At 66.1% G+C, this 15,890-nt stretch carries 14 protein-coding genes; 6 read left to right on the forward strand and 8 right to left on the reverse strand.

Annotated features, from left to right (window positions below):
- Positions 1-29: 29 nt before the first annotated feature.
- Positions 30-740, reverse strand: coding sequence for an energy transducer TonB family protein (locus tag ACW18B_RS09590; protein ID WP_492051375.1), 711 nt, complete (start codon positions 738-740; stop codon positions 30-32).
- A gap of 204 nt (positions 741-944) precedes the next feature.
- On the opposite strand from ACW18B_RS09590, the gene ACW18B_RS09595 reads away from it, so the two are divergent.
- Positions 945-1,805 (forward strand): transglycosylase SLT domain-containing protein, encoded by an 861-nt coding sequence (locus ACW18B_RS09595; protein WP_492051377.1) that lies wholly within the window; start codon positions 945-947, stop codon positions 1,803-1,805.
- 84 nt (positions 1,806-1,889) lie between these two features.
- Here the strand turns inward: ACW18B_RS09595 and ACW18B_RS09600 are convergent, their stop codons facing one another.
- Both ACW18B_RS09600 and ACW18B_RS09605 read right to left on the reverse strand, forming a co-directional pair.
- On the reverse strand, positions 1,890-3,083 hold the full coding sequence (locus ACW18B_RS09600) for a CaiB/BaiF CoA transferase family protein (protein ID WP_492051379.1): 1,194 nt from the start codon (positions 3,081-3,083) through the stop codon (positions 1,890-1,892).
- A 92-nt stretch (positions 3,084-3,175) separates the two neighbouring features.
- The gene (locus ACW18B_RS09605; RefSeq protein ID WP_492051381.1) at positions 3,176-4,975 is read right to left on the reverse strand and encodes an ATP-binding protein; all 1,800 of its coding nucleotides are present in this window, start codon (positions 4,973-4,975) and stop codon (positions 3,176-3,178) included.
- A gap of 160 nt (positions 4,976-5,135) precedes the next feature.
- Between ACW18B_RS09605 and spbR the strand changes: the two genes are divergently transcribed.
- Positions 5,136-6,269 (forward strand): pole-localized protein SpbR, encoded by a 1,134-nt coding sequence (gene spbR, locus ACW18B_RS09610; protein ID WP_492051382.1) that lies wholly within the window; start codon positions 5,136-5,138, stop codon positions 6,267-6,269.
- A 75-nt stretch (positions 6,270-6,344) separates the two neighbouring features.
- Positions 6,345-7,109, forward strand: coding sequence for an NUDIX hydrolase (locus ACW18B_RS09615; RefSeq protein ID WP_492051384.1), 765 nt, complete (start codon positions 6,345-6,347; stop codon positions 7,107-7,109).
- A 26-nt stretch (positions 7,110-7,135) separates the two neighbouring features.
- On the opposite strand, the gene ACW18B_RS09620 is transcribed toward ACW18B_RS09615, so the two are convergent.
- From ACW18B_RS09620 to ACW18B_RS09635, 4 genes are all read right to left on the reverse strand, one after another.
- Positions 7,136-7,702 (reverse strand): ABC-type transport auxiliary lipoprotein family protein, encoded by a 567-nt coding sequence (locus ACW18B_RS09620; RefSeq protein ID WP_492051386.1) that lies wholly within the window; start codon positions 7,700-7,702, stop codon positions 7,136-7,138.
- Positions 7,703-7,767: 65 nt separating this feature from the next.
- Positions 7,768-8,706: an MlaD family protein gene (locus tag ACW18B_RS09625; RefSeq protein ID WP_492051387.1), complete on the reverse strand. Its 939-nt coding sequence runs from the start codon at positions 8,704-8,706 to the stop codon at positions 7,768-7,770.
- On the reverse strand, positions 8,706-9,563 hold the full coding sequence (locus ACW18B_RS09630; RefSeq protein ID WP_492051389.1) for an ABC transporter ATP-binding protein: 858 nt from the start codon (positions 9,561-9,563) through the stop codon (positions 8,706-8,708). Before ACW18B_RS09630 ends, ACW18B_RS09625 begins: the two co-directional genes overlap by 1 nt.
- Complete coding sequence (locus ACW18B_RS09635) at positions 9,560-10,675, reverse strand: ABC transporter permease (RefSeq protein ID WP_492051390.1); 1,116 nt, start codon at positions 10,673-10,675, stop codon at positions 9,560-9,562. The genes ACW18B_RS09630 and ACW18B_RS09635 overlap by 4 nt, the downstream gene beginning before the upstream one ends.
- A 272-nt stretch (positions 10,676-10,947) precedes the next feature.
- On the opposite strand from ACW18B_RS09635, the gene ACW18B_RS09640 reads away from it, so the two are divergent.
- Positions 10,948-12,486: a methyl-accepting chemotaxis protein gene (locus tag ACW18B_RS09640; RefSeq protein WP_492051391.1), complete on the forward strand. Its 1,539-nt coding sequence runs from the start codon at positions 10,948-10,950 to the stop codon at positions 12,484-12,486.
- 1 nt (position 12,487) lies between these two features.
- Here the strand turns inward: ACW18B_RS09640 and ACW18B_RS09645 are convergent, their stop codons facing one another.
- Positions 12,488-13,546 (reverse strand): LacI family DNA-binding transcriptional regulator, encoded by a 1,059-nt coding sequence (locus ACW18B_RS09645; RefSeq protein ID WP_492051393.1) that lies wholly within the window; start codon positions 13,544-13,546, stop codon positions 12,488-12,490.
- A gap of 202 nt (positions 13,547-13,748) precedes the next feature.
- Here ACW18B_RS09645 and ACW18B_RS09650 point away from each other — a divergent pair, with 202 nt between their 5' ends.
- Together ACW18B_RS09650 and ACW18B_RS09655 are read left to right on the forward strand one after the other, a co-directional pair.
- Positions 13,749-15,005: an MFS transporter gene (locus ACW18B_RS09650; RefSeq protein WP_492051395.1), complete on the forward strand. Its 1,257-nt coding sequence runs from the start codon at positions 13,749-13,751 to the stop codon at positions 15,003-15,005.
- 22 nt (positions 15,006-15,027) lie between these two features.
- Positions 15,028-15,834 (forward strand): TrmH family RNA methyltransferase, encoded by an 807-nt coding sequence (locus ACW18B_RS09655; RefSeq protein WP_492051396.1) that lies wholly within the window; start codon positions 15,028-15,030, stop codon positions 15,832-15,834.
- Positions 15,835-15,890: the final 56 nt, after the last annotated feature.

Below are 15,890 nucleotides of genomic sequence, written 5' to 3' on the forward strand. Positions count from 1 at the left end.
CAAGTCCAGCCTGAGCGAAGGAGAGCCGACTACAGGCTAAAGCGGATCGGAATGCGCACCGTCGCGCCATCTATGGCCTGACCGTTTTCGGTTTGCGGACTCATGCGGAAGAAGCGCGACAGCTTCAGGGCGGCGTCGCCAAAGCCTTCGCCCAGCGGCGCCTCATCCACGATCATGCAGTTGCGCACCGAGCCATTGACCGCCACCGCGCAGCTTATCGTGGCGCTGCCGCTGATCCCCCGGCGCACCGCGCCATCGGGATAGTAGCGCGCCATGTCATCGCCCGAGGGTTTGCGCAGCCAGTTGGCGTGGGTGATCACCTTGGCTGTGGGCCGGGCCGGGGGACCGAAGAACGGCGGATCGGCGGTGAGGGTCTGGGCGGTGGGCAGCCCCGTCTGCGCGGGTGTTTCAGGCGGCGCGATCGGCAGGATCTCGGGGGGCGTGAAGGGTGTCGACACCGGCGGATGCAGCGGGATGGGGTTGGAGGGCGGCCGTTCCGACGCTTGTGGCGGCGGCGGCGGCGGAGGCGGCTCCACCCACGGGTTTTCGAGAGTGATTACAGGCTCATCGTGTGCGACGGCCAAGGGGGTGACGTAGGTCGTGTAGGCCAGATAGGCGATCAGCGCGACATGGATGGCCGCCGAGGCGCCGAGCGCCCCGGCAAGGACCCGCGAGAGTTTGCGGGGCGCGGCTTTCAGCCCTGGAAGGCCCAGGTTTTGGGGATTGAGCGCGATGGCCATGATGATCTCCCTTCTCACAATTACGTTTGTAAGTTCAGAGCATCACGAGCATTGCCGCTTGTAAATTGACAATCGTAATCTATCGACGATAATTTGTACGCCTGTAATTTCATCTGTGGGGGCGGGTGCGACATGTTGAGCCTGGGCAGCCCCGCGCGAGTGCGATTAAGACCTGGTTAACCATGATCGTTCAGGCATGTGGGCATGGCCGTTCAATCCATCCGCAGCGTCGTCGAGTCGGCGATCCAGCGCGCGTCCAACGCGACGGGGGTCGATTTCACGTTTCTGATGGGCACGGCCAAGCGTGAGAGCGGCTATAATCCGTCGGCCCAGGCGAGAACCTCTTCGGCCTCGGGCCTGTTCCAGTTCGTCGACCAGACGTGGCTGGGGACGCTGAAGAAGCACGGCGCCAAGTACGGCTACGCCCGCTATGCCGATCTGATCTCTCAAGGGGCTGACGGTCGCTTTCACGTCCAGGGCGATGAAGCGCGCAAGGCGGTTCTGGCCCTGAAGATGGATCCTCACGCGTCATCCCTGATGGCCGGCGAGCTGGCCTCCGATCATGCCTCCTATCTGCGGGGCAGGGTGGGGAGGGCCCCAACCTCAGGCGAACTCTACGCCGCCCACTTTCTGGGTCCGCAGGGCTCGGCGCGCCTGATCGAGGCCGCCAATAAAACGCCGGGCGCCAGCGCCGCCGCGATGTTTCCCGACGCCGCCCAGGCTAATCGCTCGATCTTCTATCGTGGCGGCCGTGCGGCCACCGTCGGTGAGGTCTATGCCAATCTCACCAAGACCGGCGGCGCCAGCCGGGCGATGGAGCCGTCCCGGGGCGCGGACGTTGATCAAGGCTTCATTCAGTACGCCAGCGGCCGTCGCCTGGAGCGCCTGCACCAACAGGAAGCCGTGGTCGAACTGATCCTGCGCGGCTCGCAGGACGCCGACAGCACGTTCGGTTCAAGGGGGGGCTCAGGCGCGGGTTCGGGTCAGCGCCTGGCCAGTTCCATGTTCTCCAGCGAAATGCTGCGCGTCCTGGCCGAGGCCAAGGACGGCAAGATCAACCGCTAAAGCACCGTGCCGGAAAGTGGACGCGGGTTTTCCGCAAAAACGATGCGAAAACAAAAACCTAGAGCAACGCGCGTAGGTCCGATTTCACCCGCCTTGCTCTGGGGCCGTCAGGGTCGCAATGCGATCCTCAGACCAGCCCAACTCCCGGAACACCGCCGCCGTGTCTGCGCCAAGCCTTGGCGCAGGGCCGCGCGGGCCGTCCTGCGCGCCGGGAAACCGCGCCGGGGCTGCGGGCGCCTTGAAGGTCCCACCCTCGCCGTCGGGGGTGTCGACGAAGCAACCGGCCGCTTCGGCCTGTGGATCCCCCACAAGGTCGCGCGGGGTTTGGTAGGGCGCCCAGGTCAGGTCACCCGCGTCCAGGGCCTCGGCGACATCGTCATAGTCCATGGCGCCGAAGCCGGCGTCGAGCAGGTCGACCAGGGCGGCAGTGTGCTCGCGCCGCGACTTGGCCGAGGTGAAACGCGGATCGTCGACCAGTTCGGGCTTGCCGGCGGCGGCGGCGATGCGCGCCCAGTCGGTCGCGCCCTGTCGGGGCAACAGGCAGATCCAGCGACCGTCCCGGGTCTTGAAGAAATTGGCCAGGGGCTGGATCGCCTCGCGCCGACCACGGGTGGAGGCCAGTTTTCCAAACCGCAGCTGGATGGCCATGTCCGCGCCGATGGCATAGACGCCCGAGCGCAGCAGCGAGGTCTCGACCAGGCGTCCGACGCCGGTGGTCTGGCGCTCAAACACCGCCGCCAGGATCGCCGAGACGGTGGCCAGCGAGGTCACGTGGTCGCCCATCCCGGTGCGGATCGGGAAGGGCTCGGCCCCCTTCGGCGCGGTGATCGATCCCACGCCGGCCCGCGACCAGAAGGCGGCGACGTCCATGCCGGCCTTGTCGGCGTCGGGGCCCTGGAGGCCGTAGCCCGTGAGGCTGCAATAGATCAGGCGCGGATTGAGCGCTCTCAGCGTCTCGTGGTCCACGCCTGCGCGGGCCAGGGCGCCGGGGCGGACATTGGTCAGGAAGACATCAGCGGTGGCCGCCAGGGCCTTCAGCGCTTCGCGACCGACGTCGGAGCGGATGTCGAGGACCACGGCCCGCTTGCCCCGGTTGTCGAGCTCGAAGACCGGGTTGGCGTCCTGCTGTGAGGCGATGGTGTCGAAGAACCGCCGCATCGGATCGCCTTCGGGGGACTCCACCTTGATCACGTCGGCGCCCCAGTCGGCCATGATCCCGGCGGCGCCCGGCGCGGCGATATAGGTGGCCAGCTCAACGACCCGGAGACCTTCCAGCATCGCATCCTCCCGCATTCTTCTTGTTGCGCGGAGTGTGGGCGAAGTGGGGCGCCGTTGAAAGGCTTACCCTGGGGGAGGCTGAGGTCGAGTAGTCAGGCGGCCGCCCGGCCGGAGGCGGTCAGGCGACCCAGGGCCGACGCGTCGGCCACGGCGCGCGCGACGCCGGCTACCGACACGGGCTTGCGCAGAACGATGTCGACGCCGGCGTCCATGCATTCCCGGGCTTCTTCGGCGTCGCCGTCGATCACGGCGATGATCGGCATGTTGCGGTTATTGCCTTCCAGCGCCCGCACGGCGGCGGCCGCGCCGGGGCCATCCAGGATCGGCATGCGGCCGTCCAGCATCAGCAGGTCGAACTCGGCGATCCGGGCCAGATCCGCGGCCCGCCGGCCGTTCTGGGCGTGGACAACCTGATGGCCCAGTTGTTCCAGGATGGCGCGCAGCATGGCGGCGTTGAGGGCGTCGTCTTCGGCGATCAGAACCCGCAAGCTCCGCGGCGCGCTCGGCGGCTCGGCCCCCTGGGCGGCGTCTTCGGCGGTTTCCGGCTCGCAGGTCAGGGTTTCATCGAACGGCAGGGTGAGGGTGAAGCAACTGCCCACGCCGACCGCACTGCTGGCTTCGATCGCCCCGCCCATCAGATGGGCCAGTTGCCGTGACAGCGACAGGCCAAGGCCTGCCCCATTGACGCCCGCTCCCGTGCGCTCCACCCGGCGGAAGGGCTCAAAGGCCTGATCGAGTTCGTCGGCGGAGAGACCCGGACCGGTGTCGGCGACCTCGATGGCCACCACGTCGCCACGACGCTCCACGCGAACTTCGATACGGCCACGGACAGTGTATTTTACCGCGTTGCCCAGCAGGTTCGCGACGATCTGGCGGGTTCGCATGGCGTCCGCCAGCACCGCCCCGGCGGCGCGACCTTCCAGCATGGGGTCGACGTGAACAGTCAGTTCCAGGCCCTTGGCGATGGCGTGCGGGCGCTCCAGCAAGGCGAGGTCGCGCAACAGGCGGACGGGCTCGAACGGCAGGGTGTCGACGGCGAGACGGCCAGACTCCGCGATCTCGGAGTCCAGCGTGGCGTTCAGAACCGCGATCAGGTCGTGGGCGGCGTCGAGCGCGGCGTTCAGTTGTTCCCGGGACGGCGCAGCTCGGCCGCCCTTGCCGGCGGCGGCGGCCAGGACGTGGGTCACGCCGGTCAGGCCGTTGCGGATCTCGTGGCTGAGGGTGGCGACAATGTCGGATTTCGATCGCGCGGTGCGTTCGGCCGCGTCAAGGACGGCGAGACGTTCCTCGATCAGCTGATCATGCGCCTCCGCCAGGGCGTGCTGCCGCCGGATCATGCGATTGAGCACCAGGGCCAGGGCCAGGGCCAGGGCGACCGCGCCCCAAGCCATCACGCCGGCGTGCCGGCTCTCTTCGCGCGAGAACAGGGCGATCAGCGGCCCCGCGGCGGCGATCGGGGACGTCACCAGCAAAGCCGGAAGCGAGGTGGCGGAGAAGAAGATGCACATCACCCCGGCCGCCGTGGCCAACAACAACAGGGTTTCCCGCACCGGCCCCGCGGCGTTGGCGAAGATCGACAGTTGGATGACGGTGACCGCCCATAACAGCCCACCCAGGAGCTGAACCCGGGCGCGTCGGTTAAGGTCTTGCGCTGTTTCGCCGCGCAGCCAACTGACGGCGGCGTAGAAGGCCCCCCAGTTGATGGCGAAAACGGCCAGACTGGCGACGATCCAGAGTGCGTTGTCGGCGAACGATCCCACCCAGATAAAGATCGGCAGACTGACCGCGAAAACCCCAAGCGCGTAAGGCAACAGCGCGGTTTGGGCGTCGAGCGCCATAGCGAGGTTCGCGCCGCGGGTCAGAGACTCAGATTGACGGCGCTCAGCGAACAAGGGTCGCATTCCTCAGCTGTTGAGGGGGCAATCTAGAGCATCACGGTTTTCGCCAGGTTACGGGGTATCGTTAATCCACAGGTTTGCGGCTCAAACAATCATTAAGCCTAACAGGAGATGATAGAGGCTGACTCGACTTCCTCTGGTTCGGCGAACCTCCATGGCCACCACCCGCGCAGCCCTGACCAACAACGATATTCGGATGCTCGTGAAGGGCGCGACAGCGGACGAGCGCGCCCTGGCCGCGCACAAGCTGTGTCGGACCATTGACCGTGCTGAGCTGGCCGATGACGAACGCCAGGTCGCGCACGACATCCTCCGGGTGATGGCCACCGACGCGGCCGAACTGGTGCGTCGCGCCATGGCCGTGACGCTGAAGAACTCGCCCAGCCTGCCGCCCGATGTCGCCAACCGCCTGGCGCGTGACATCGAGAGCATCTCGCTGCCCATCATCACCTTCTCCCCGGTGTTCAGCGACAACGACCTGGCCGAGATCGTGCGTATGGGCGGCGCGGCGCGGCAGATGGCCGTCGCCAGACGTCCCAAGCTTTCCACCCGGGTCACCGCTGTTCTGGTCGAGTCGGGAACGGAAGAAGCCGTGGCGGTGGCCTGCGCCAACGACAACGCCCGGTTCTCCGACCTCGCCCTGCAAAAGGCGTTGGATCGGTTCTCGAAGTCCGAGCAGGTCCTGCAGGCCGTCGCCTATCGCTCGGCCCTGCCTTTGGCGGTGACCGAGCGCCTGATCGACATGGTCGGCGACCAGCTGCGTGACCACATTCTCAGCCATCACGCCCTGTCGCCCGAGCGGGTGCTGGAACTGGTGGTCGGCGCCAAGGAGCGGGCGACGATCGATCTGGTCGACCAGGCCGGCCGAACCGCCGATCCCAAGGCCTTCGTCGCGCACCTCAATCGTGTCGATCGGCTGACCCCATCGCTGCTGCTGCGGGCCCTGGCCCACGGCCATATGAGCTTCTTTGAGTGGGCCGTCGCCGAATTGGCGGGTGTGCCGCATCACCGCACCTGGCTGATGATCCATGACGCCGGGCCCCTGGGGCTGAAGGCGATCTGCGAGCGCGCCGGTCTGCCGACCCGACTGTATGCGGCCTATCGCGTCGGGGTCGACGCCTTCCACGCCATGGAGTTCGACGGGCGGCCGCAGGATCGCGGACGCTTTCAGGAGCACATGATCCAGCGCTTCCTGACCTCGCCCCAATCGATCTCGCGGGAGGATTCGGACTACCTTCTCGAGCGCATCGATCACCTGGCGCGCCAGAACCAGGCCGCCACGGGCTGAGCATCAGCGCCCTGAGGTGAACGCTTGTTCGAATCTTGTCTGGGCAAGGTCGCGGAACCGGGTCAATCTCACGCGATGTCAGAGTCTTCTCACGATTTGATCCGTCCGGCGGCCACCGTACTGCTGCTTCGAGACGTTCCGGCTTTCGAAGTGCTGATGGTCAAGCGGCACCATCAGATCGACTTCGCGGCCGGCGCGCTGGTGTTTCCGGGCGGCAAGAGCCATGGCGGCGATGAAGATCCGCGCTGGCGCGATCTGGCGACCGGATGGGAAGCGGTGGGGGAGGATGGCGCGGCCCTGCGCATCGCCGCCATTCGTGAAGCCTATGAGGAGGCAGGGGTCCTGCTTGCGCGGGACTCTGGCGGCGCCTTCTATCAGGGCGAGGCCGCCGTCGAGATCCGGGCCGCCGTGGCGGAGGATCGTTTGCCGTTCATCGATGTGGTGGAAGAGCTTGGCCTGAAGCTGGACCTGGCGGCTCTGACGATCTTCGCGCGCTGGATCACGCCCAAGCTGATGCCCAAGCGTTTCGACACCTGGTTCTACGCCGCCCATGCGCCGAGCGCGCAGCAGGCGATCTGCGACGGACATGAGGCGGTGGACGCCGAATGGATCGCGCCGGCGGAAGCGCTGACGATGGCCGCGGCCGGGATGCGGAAGGTGATCTTTCCGACCCGGATGAATCTGCAGTTGCTGGCTGAAAGCGCCAGTCCCGCCGAGGCGATCGCACGATCCCTGGCCCGCCCCCTGATCGCGGTGGAGCCCTGGGTTGAGGGCGTGGGGCTGAGGATTCAGCCACACGCCGGCTATGGCGACGTCATCGAACCGCTTTCGGCGCTCTAACCCCTCGGCCCATCGCCCACGCGTCCCTACTTGGCGAGGCCTTCGCCTGCCGCGCTGACCCAGGCGGTGACCTGGGCCAGGGTCTGGCTCGTCGCCTCGTCATAGGCCTCGACAATGGGGCCCACACGATTGGAAGAGGCCTTGACGCGCGCTTCGAAGATCCGGTCCCCCACCAGAGCCCGATCATGGCTGCGGTTGGTCACCGCGCGGACCTGGACAAACACTTCGGGCGCCGCCTTGGGGCCGTTGACGTAGTCGACTTCGAACGAGCGGACTTCCAGGCGAAGCATCATATCCGCCTTGGCCACTTCGCCGCGACCGATCAGGCGGGCGCGACCGGAGTCCGCTTCGAAGGCGCGGGCGACGGCTTCATCGAACAGGATGCTGGCGGGCGACACCCAACGCGCTCCGGCGATGTAGGCGGCCTCGCCGCGCGTGAAGGTGAGCATGCCATCTCCGGCCGCGGCGCGGGTGAAGATCGTTGCCGTCTTGAACACACCAAACGGTGCGCCGGGCGCTCCCTCGGCTGAGGCGGGCGGGTTGGCGCCAAAGCGATAGAGGCCGACGGGATCGGTCTTGGGGAGCAGGCTCACGCAGCCAACCAGAGCGATAGAGGCCGTCGCGACAGCGAGGAGGCGCGGAATAAGGCGGAGCGACTTCACGGCTTGACCTCCAGTTGCTTGGCGGGCGGCTTGCCGATCACGCCACGCGGGTTTTGTTCGACGTCGCTGACCAGACGATCCAGAGATTCAGCTGCGGATTGCAGGGTGACGATGGCCGCCGAAAGCTGCGGCAGGCCCGTGCTGGCGAAGTCGGTCGTCGGGCCTTCAAGCTTCGAAATCATACCGCGCGCATCCTTGGCGGCGGCCTTCATCTCCGACGCGGCGTCCGCGAGCTCACTGAGGGAGCGCTTGCCGTCGCCGTTGACGAGGTTCTCGGTCGACTTGGAAAGCTCGGCGATCGATTGGGCCGTGGCGTCGACACTCTGCAGAGCCTTTTGGGCGTCGGCGATGATCGCCTTGCGTTCACGCGCCTCGGCGGTGATCGCCTGGACGTCGCTGAGCGCGGCGCTGAAGGTCTTGACGTTGTCATCGGACAGAACGCGATTGATCCGGTCCAGGGCTTCGATGGTGCGGGTCAGCACGGTGCCACCGCCCTCCAGCAGATCAGACAATGCGCTGCGCTGGCTGCGGATCACCGGGATATTGCCGCTTTTCACGGTTTCCTTCAGCAGCGGCTTGGCGGGCGAGCCGGCGGTGATCTGGACATAGTTCACGCCGGTGATGCCCTGCGGCTCCAGCGTGGCGAAGCTATCGGTCTTGATCGGGACGTCCGAGGTGACTCTGGCTCTCGCGATGACCCGATTGGGATCACTCTTGTCGAGCGCGATCTTGGTGACCTCGCCGACCTTGATGCCGTTGAAATGGACTTCACCACCTTCAGACAGGCCACGGACGGGACCCACGAACAGGATGTCGTAGACATCATATTCCTGATTGAAGCTGAGTTTGGCCAGCCAGATCGCGAAAACCACCAGTCCCATGAACAGGGCCAAGGTGACCGCGCCGACCAGGGCGTAGTTGGCGTTTCTTTCCATCAGGTGGTCCTTGCCGCAATCGTCTGGGTCGAAGTCGTCATGCTGCTCGCCGCGCGACCGCGCGGTCCCAGGAAATATTCTTTTATCCATGGATGATCGGTCATCCACGGCTGGTCGGGACTCTCGAGTTCCCGCACCGGCGCCACAGCCACCACCTTCTTGTCGGCGATGACAGCGACGCGGTCAGTGATTGCATACAGGCTGTCGAGGTCGTGGGTGATCATGAACACCGTCAGATCCAGGCTGTCGGACAGGTCCTTGATCAGCTCGTCAAAGTCCGCCGCGCCGATGGGATCAAGACCCGCTGTGGGCTCGTCCAGGAACAGCAGTTCCGGATCGAGCGCCAGGGCGCGGGCCAGGGCGGCGCGCTTGCGCATCCCACCGGAAAGCTCGGCCGGCTTCAGGGTCGCGGCGCGGGCCGGCAGGCCGGAGAGTGCGATTTTCAGATCGGCCAGTTCCTCGACCTCCCGCTTGGGCAATCGGGTGTGCTCGAAAAGAGGCGCTGAGACGTTCTCGCGCACGGTCAGGTTCGAGAACAGCGCGCCCTGCTGGAACAGAACGCCCCAGCGGCGTTCGACCGAGGACCAGCGCCGGCGATCCGCCGTGCGCATGTCATGGCCAAACAGTTTCACGGTCCCGCCGTCGGGCGCTTTCAGGCCGATGATGGTGTTGAGCAAGACCGACTTGCCCGAGCCTGAGCCGCCGACAACCCCCAGCACCTCGCCCCGCCGGACCGTCAGGTCCAGGCCGTCATGAACCACCGTTTCGCCAAATCGCGACACCAGGCCCTTGACCTCGATCGGGTGGGCCTGGTCGTTCGGCTGGGACGCGATCTGCTCGGTCTGCGGGCGGGTCATATGTCGAGCTTCATATAGAGCAGCGCGAAGATCGCATCGATCAGGATGATCGCGAAGATGGCGTGGACTACGGCGGCGGTCACCCTGCGACCCAGAGACTCTACGTCGTTGCCGACTTCCATGCCCTGGCGGCAGCCAATGGCCGCGATCACCGCCGCCATCACCGGAGCCTTGGACATCCCAATCCAGAAATGGGTGACCCCGACATTCTCAACGATCCGCTGCAGGAAGAACCCCGGCGACAGGTCCAGCACGAACCAGACCACGACCATGCCTCCGGCCAAACCCGCCAGGGTGGCGATGAAGGTGAGCAACGGGATTGTCAGTAGCAGTGCGGCGAACCGCGGCAGGACCAGCGCTTCATAGGGATCCACGCCCATCACCTGCATGGCGTCGATTTCCTGGTTCATTTTCATCGAGCCCAGTTCCGCCGCGAAACTCGACGCCGACCGGCCGGCCAGCAGGATGGCGGTGATGAGAATGTTGAACTCGCGCAGCACCGAGATGCCGATCAGCTCGACAGAATAGACCTGGGCGCCGAAGTCTATCAGCATATTGGCGCCGAGCAGCGCCACCACGGCGCCGATAAAGAAGGTCGTGGTGATGACGATCGGTATGGCGTCGAGGCCTGCGCGTTCGGCGAGCGAGACGATCGGGGCCCAGCGGATGCGACGGGGGTCAATGATGCAGCGCCCGATGGCCGTCAGCAGATGACCCAAAAACACCAGGGTGCCGTAGCCGTCATCGGCCAGACCGAACATGCCGCGGCCGATGCGCTCGAGCAGCGCCTGGACGCCATGCGGGCGGGCCGCAACTTCCGGCTCGACCTGGATCGCATTACCCACCAGTTCGAGCAGGCGAAGGATATCCTTGCGGGCCTTGATGGCTCCGGCCGACTTGCGGCCGTCGGCGGCCTTGATGATGGCGAAGGCGCCGGCTGTATCGCAACGGTTGACCTGATCCAGGTTGAGGCTGACGCCATCGGATCCCATCAGGGCGTCCGCCAGCCGGGCGCCGGCGTCGAACAGACCGCGCGCGGTCCAGTCTCCCGACAAGGCTACGGTTTTGCGCCCGTCCGTCTCGTCGAAAGTGAAGTCGGCTGGAACGGCCATGGAATCGTATGGGTCCTTGTCAGAGCGCTCAAGCCTAGCAAAGGACCTGACCAGCCCCAAACGCGCCAAGGCGCAGCTTGTTGCGAGACTTCAGATAGGTGCGGTCATCTTCCTGCGCTAGCCACCCTCTGACCGCTTTTGTGGCCGGTCAATTTTGCGCTCTGAAAGCAGCGACAATCCGCGCGGACAGGATGTGCCGCCGTTTCAATCTTGGTTAACGAATTGCGCCCAGACGTGTCGTCGTAGGTTTTCTACGACTCGGAGTCGACGGCATGAGTGCGAACCCCAAGCTTGATAGTCGCATGTCGTTCATGCGGTTCAACGAGCGAGACCGGACCGCGCTGCGGGCCCTGAAGCCCGTCATTGACGCCGAGATTTCCGCCGCGCTGGGACATTTCTACGGTCAGGTTCGCGCCTTTCCGGAAACACGCGGGAAGTTCCGCGACGAGACCCATATCGCCGCCGCCGAGCGCGCCCAGGCCAATCATTGGCGTCGTATTTCGACGGCTGACTACGGCGCTGACTATGTTGGTGACGTCGAACGCATTGGTCGGGCCCATGCGGACGTTGGCCTTGAGCCCCGCTGGTACATCGGCGGCTACGCCGTCGTCGCCGAAGAGCTGGTCCGCGCGGTGATCGCCAAGCGCGCCAAGGGTCTGTTCTCCAGCATAAAATCCGACAACGACCTGGCTGATGGCCTCGTGGCGCTCAACAAGGCCGCGTTCCTTGATATGGAATTGGCGATCTCCAGCTATCTGAGCAAGTTGGAGGAAGAGCGTCTGGCGCTGCAAGAGGAGCGCGAGGCTGCTGAACGGCGCCAGGCCCAGGCCATGAAAGCGGTCGGCGAAGCCTTGGCCCGGCTCGCCGCCGGCGACCTGTCCACGCGCGTCGACGACACCCTGGCGCCGGAATTCCAGTCCCTGAAAGTCGATTTCGACAAGGCCGCCATCGCTCTGGGCGATGCCATGCGCGGCGTGGAACACGCCACCGGCGGCATTCGCACGGGCGTCGACGACATCGCCCGCAACGCCGATGATCTGGCCCGCCGCACGGAACAGCAGGCCGCGACTCTGGAGCAGACTGCCGCCGCCGTCGACGAGCTGACCGCGACCGTCAACAAGACCGCCCAAAGCGCTCGCGAGGTTTCCGCTCGCGTCGGCGAAGCCAGCGCCGAGGCTGAGCGTTCCGGCGCGGTGGTGAGCCGGGCTGCGGAGGCGATGACCAAGATTGAGGGATCCTCCAATCAGGTCTCCCAGATCCTGGGCGTGATCGATGAGATCGCCTTCCAGACCAATCTCCTCGCCCTGAATGCGGGCGTGGAAGCCGCGCGCGCAGGCGACGCGGGACGCGGCTTCGCGGTCGTGGCGCAGGAAGTTCGGGCCCTGGCCCAGCGCTCGGCCGACGCCGCCAAGGAGATCAAGACCCTGATCGCCGAATCCAGCCGCCAGGTGGGGGAGGGCGTCGATCTGGTCGGTCAAACCGGCGCCGCCCTTCGCGGAATTGTCGAGAAGGTCGGCGGCATCGACAGCCTGATCAACGAGATCGCCGCCTCGGCCAACCAGCAGGCTACGGCCTTGGGGCAAGTCAACACAGCGGTCAATCAGCTCGACCAGGTCACTCAGCGCAACGCGGCGATGGTGCAGCAGTCCAGCGAGTCCACCCAATCCCTTCGCGTTGAGACGGCCGACCTGGCCAATCGCATCGGCGCCTTCCGGGTCGGCGCTGCGGTCCAGATCACGGCGGAACCGTCGGAGAATCCGGTTCACGCAGCCCGGGCCCGGGTCGCGGCCTTCGCCCGGCCGGGGCGCTGATCTAGAGGGTTGGCGGCGGGGCCGTGGAGGTCCGGTGAATGAGTTCGAAGGGCAGCAGTTCGTCCACGAACTGTTCTGTTGACGCAGAGCCCTTGATCGCGCCGGAGATCAGCAGCCGCGTTGCGAGCGAAGCCATCTCCACCACCGGCTGGCGCACCGTCGTCAATTGCGGGCGGCTGAAGCGCGCGCTGGGACTGTCGTCGAAACCGGCGACGGAAAGGTCGCCAGGCACGGAGACGCCGGCTTCGGCCGCTGCGGCCAGGCAGCCCAGCGCCATGTCGTCATTGCTGGCGAAGATGGCCGTGGGCCGTTCGGGCAAGGCCAGCAGGACCTTGGCCTCTTCCAGGCCCGACTGGAACGTGAAGTCGCCCTGTCGGACCCAGTCGTCCGACACCGGCAGGTTCAGCCCCTTCATGGCGTCCAGATAGCCCGCCCGCCGCGCTTGGCTGGCGCCGTAGCGCGGTTCCCCAACGATGAAGCCGATCCTGCGATGGCCCAGGCTGGCCAGGTGTTCGGTCACCTCCCGGGCAGCGGCGAAGTCGTCCATGTGCACGCGCGGGCCAAGGCCGTCTGCGCGTTCAGGCCCCAGGCGTACAAAGGGCGTATTGGCCTTGTCGAGGAGCTCCAGAACGATCTCGTTGTCCGAGCTGGGCGGGGTGAGGATCACGCCGTCGGGCTTGAGGGCGGCGAGCAGGGCGCCGACCTCCTGACGGATCCTGGGCGCGTCGTGATCGATCAATTCGATCAGCAAGTGATAGCCGGCGTCCCGGCACTGCAGGGTGGCGCCCAGCTGGATCCGGCTGAGATAGTCGGCGCCGCGTTCGCTGCGCCAGTGGTCGATGGTCAGGGCCGCATCGACGAACACGGCGATGACGAAGGATCGCGATCCGGCCAGGCTGCGCGCGGACAGATTGGGGCTGTAGTCCAGGGCGTTGGCCGCTTCGAGCACGCGCTCGCGCATGGCCGGCCGGACATTGGGTTCATTGTTCATGACCCGGGAAACGGTTTTTATGGAGACACCGGCCCGCGCGGCGACATCATAGATCGTTACCGCAGCCATGGAACCGCCAAGCTATTTCGACTGAGACTCAATCCCATGGCGCCAACCTAGAGCATTTCTCCACGGACAAGCGACGTTTCAACAGGAAAAACCGACGGGCAACGCACGGATTGCCTTGTCGCAGGCGGGCGGGCTGGTGCAGGTTCGTCCGGAAGGTCAGTCTGGCGACGGCCGCGGCGTAGACCGCGCGGGGGGAGCGATAATGTCGCCAAGCGACGAAACCCGGCCGGCTACGCTGGTCAAGCCCGGTTTTATCGCTGCCTACACCCTGGCCCAGATCGGCGCCTTCGTCAGCTTCATGCCGCTGTTTCAGGTGTTGCTGCCCCTGAAGGCCGAAGCCATCGACCCTGCAGGCAAGGCGCTTCTGCTCAGCCAGGTCGCCTTCTCCGGGGCCTTGGTGGCCAGCATCGCCAACCTGCTGGCCGGCGCCATCAGCGACCGCACAACCTCTCGCTTTGGACGCCGCCGGCCCTGGATGGTGGTCGGCGCTCTTGGCGCGGCCGCCGCCTATCTGGTGATCATGTCCGCGCGCACGCCGCTGGCCCTGATCGGTGGGATCGCGCTCTTTCAGCTGACCTTCAATCTGATGTTCTCGGCACTTGTGGCGGTGATGCCCGATCGCGTTCCGGACAGCCAGAAGGGGCGGGTGGCCGCCTTTCTCAGTCTCGGCAATCCGATCGGCACCATGGCCGGCGCGGTTCTGATCGGCGGACTTCTGGTGACGGAGGTCACGCGCTATGGCGCCATTTCGTTGGTGTTGCTGCTGACGCTGGCGCCGTTCGCGTTGAAGCTCAAAGACCAGCCTCTGGCTCGCGACGCCCGGCCGCCGTTCAAGCTGGGTCAGTTCATCGCCGATCTGTGGGTCGATCCGCGCCAGCACCCCGATTTCGCCCTCGCCTGGCTGGGGCGGTTCATGGTGCTGGTCGCCCTGAGCCTGGTGCAGGGCTACATGCTGTACTTCCTGCAGGACGCCATCGGCTATTCGCGGCTGTTCCCGGGGCACAGGGCCGAAGAAGGGTTGGCGGTCCTGACGACGGTCTCGACCCTCTCCAATGTCACCTGCGCCTTGCTGGGGGGGATCCTCTCCGACCGGCTGCAGCGACGGAAGTTGTTCGCCGCCGGCGCAGCCCTGACCATGGGCCTGGCCATTTTGATCTTCTCGCTGACGCCCAGCTGGGCGGTCATGCTGGGCGCCTATGTCCTGCTGGGATGCGGCTCGGGATGTTTCTACGCCGTCGACATCGCCCTGGTCACCCAGGTGCTGCCGTCGCAGCGCAATGCGGGCAAGGATCTGGGCATTCTCAATCTCGCCAACACCCTGCCTCAGGCCCTGGCGCCGATGCTGGCCTTCATATCGCTTGGGCCCAGCCATACGGATTTTCGCGCCTTCTTCATCGTGGCCGCCGCTCTCGCCATGGCTGGCGCTCTGGCCATCCTGCCGATACGAGGCGTGCGGTAAGCTTTCGAGAGCGCCGCCGCCTTTGCCCCAGTTCATCACCGTCACCGATCCTGACGATCCGCGCGTGGCGCCGTATCGCGACATTCGCGAACGGGATCTGGTCGGCCGCCAGGGCCTGTTCATCGCCGAGGGCGAGACCGTCCTGCGGGCCTTGGTCCGTGACGCCCCGCAGCGGGTGATGTCGCTGCTGATCGATCCCAAACGGCGCGACAAGCTGGACGCGATGTTCGCCGGTCTTCCCGACGACACCCCGGTCTATCTCACCGAGCAGGCGGTGCTGGACGCCGTGGCGGGCTTCCACCTGCATCGCGGCGTTCTGGCCGTGGGCCGCAAGCCCGATCCCTTGCCTGCCGAGGCCCTGCTGGCGTCGTTGAGCGGCCGGGCGGTGGTGCTGGTGCTGTGCGGCATCGCCAACCACGACAATATCGGCGGCATCTTTCGCAACGCCGCCGCCTTCGGCGTCGATGGCGTGATCCTCGACAGCGACTGTTGCGATCCGCTGTATCGCAAGGCCATCCGGGTTTCGGTTGGCGCGACCCTCAGCGTGCCCACCGCCTGGCTGGCCCGCGACGAAGACCCCGCCGCCCTGCTGGAGCGGCATGGATTCGAAGCCCTGGCCCTGTCGCCGGCGGCCACCGAAATCCTGGCCAGGCTGAAGCCGCCGGAGCGCTCGGCGGTGCTCCTCGGCGCCGAAGGCCCGGGCCTGTCCGCCGCCCTGATGGCCCGCGCGCGGCCGATAGGCATTCCGATGGCGGGCGGCTTTGACTCTCTGAATGTGGCCACCACCAGCGGCGTGGTCCTGCACCACCTGCGGTTCGCGCAGTCCTAGGAAACCGGTTTCCTGAATCGCGACGTGGGCTTTAAGGTCGATGTCGACACCCGTCA

This window comes from Caulobacter sp. FV2ps19 (assembly GCF_058681035.1).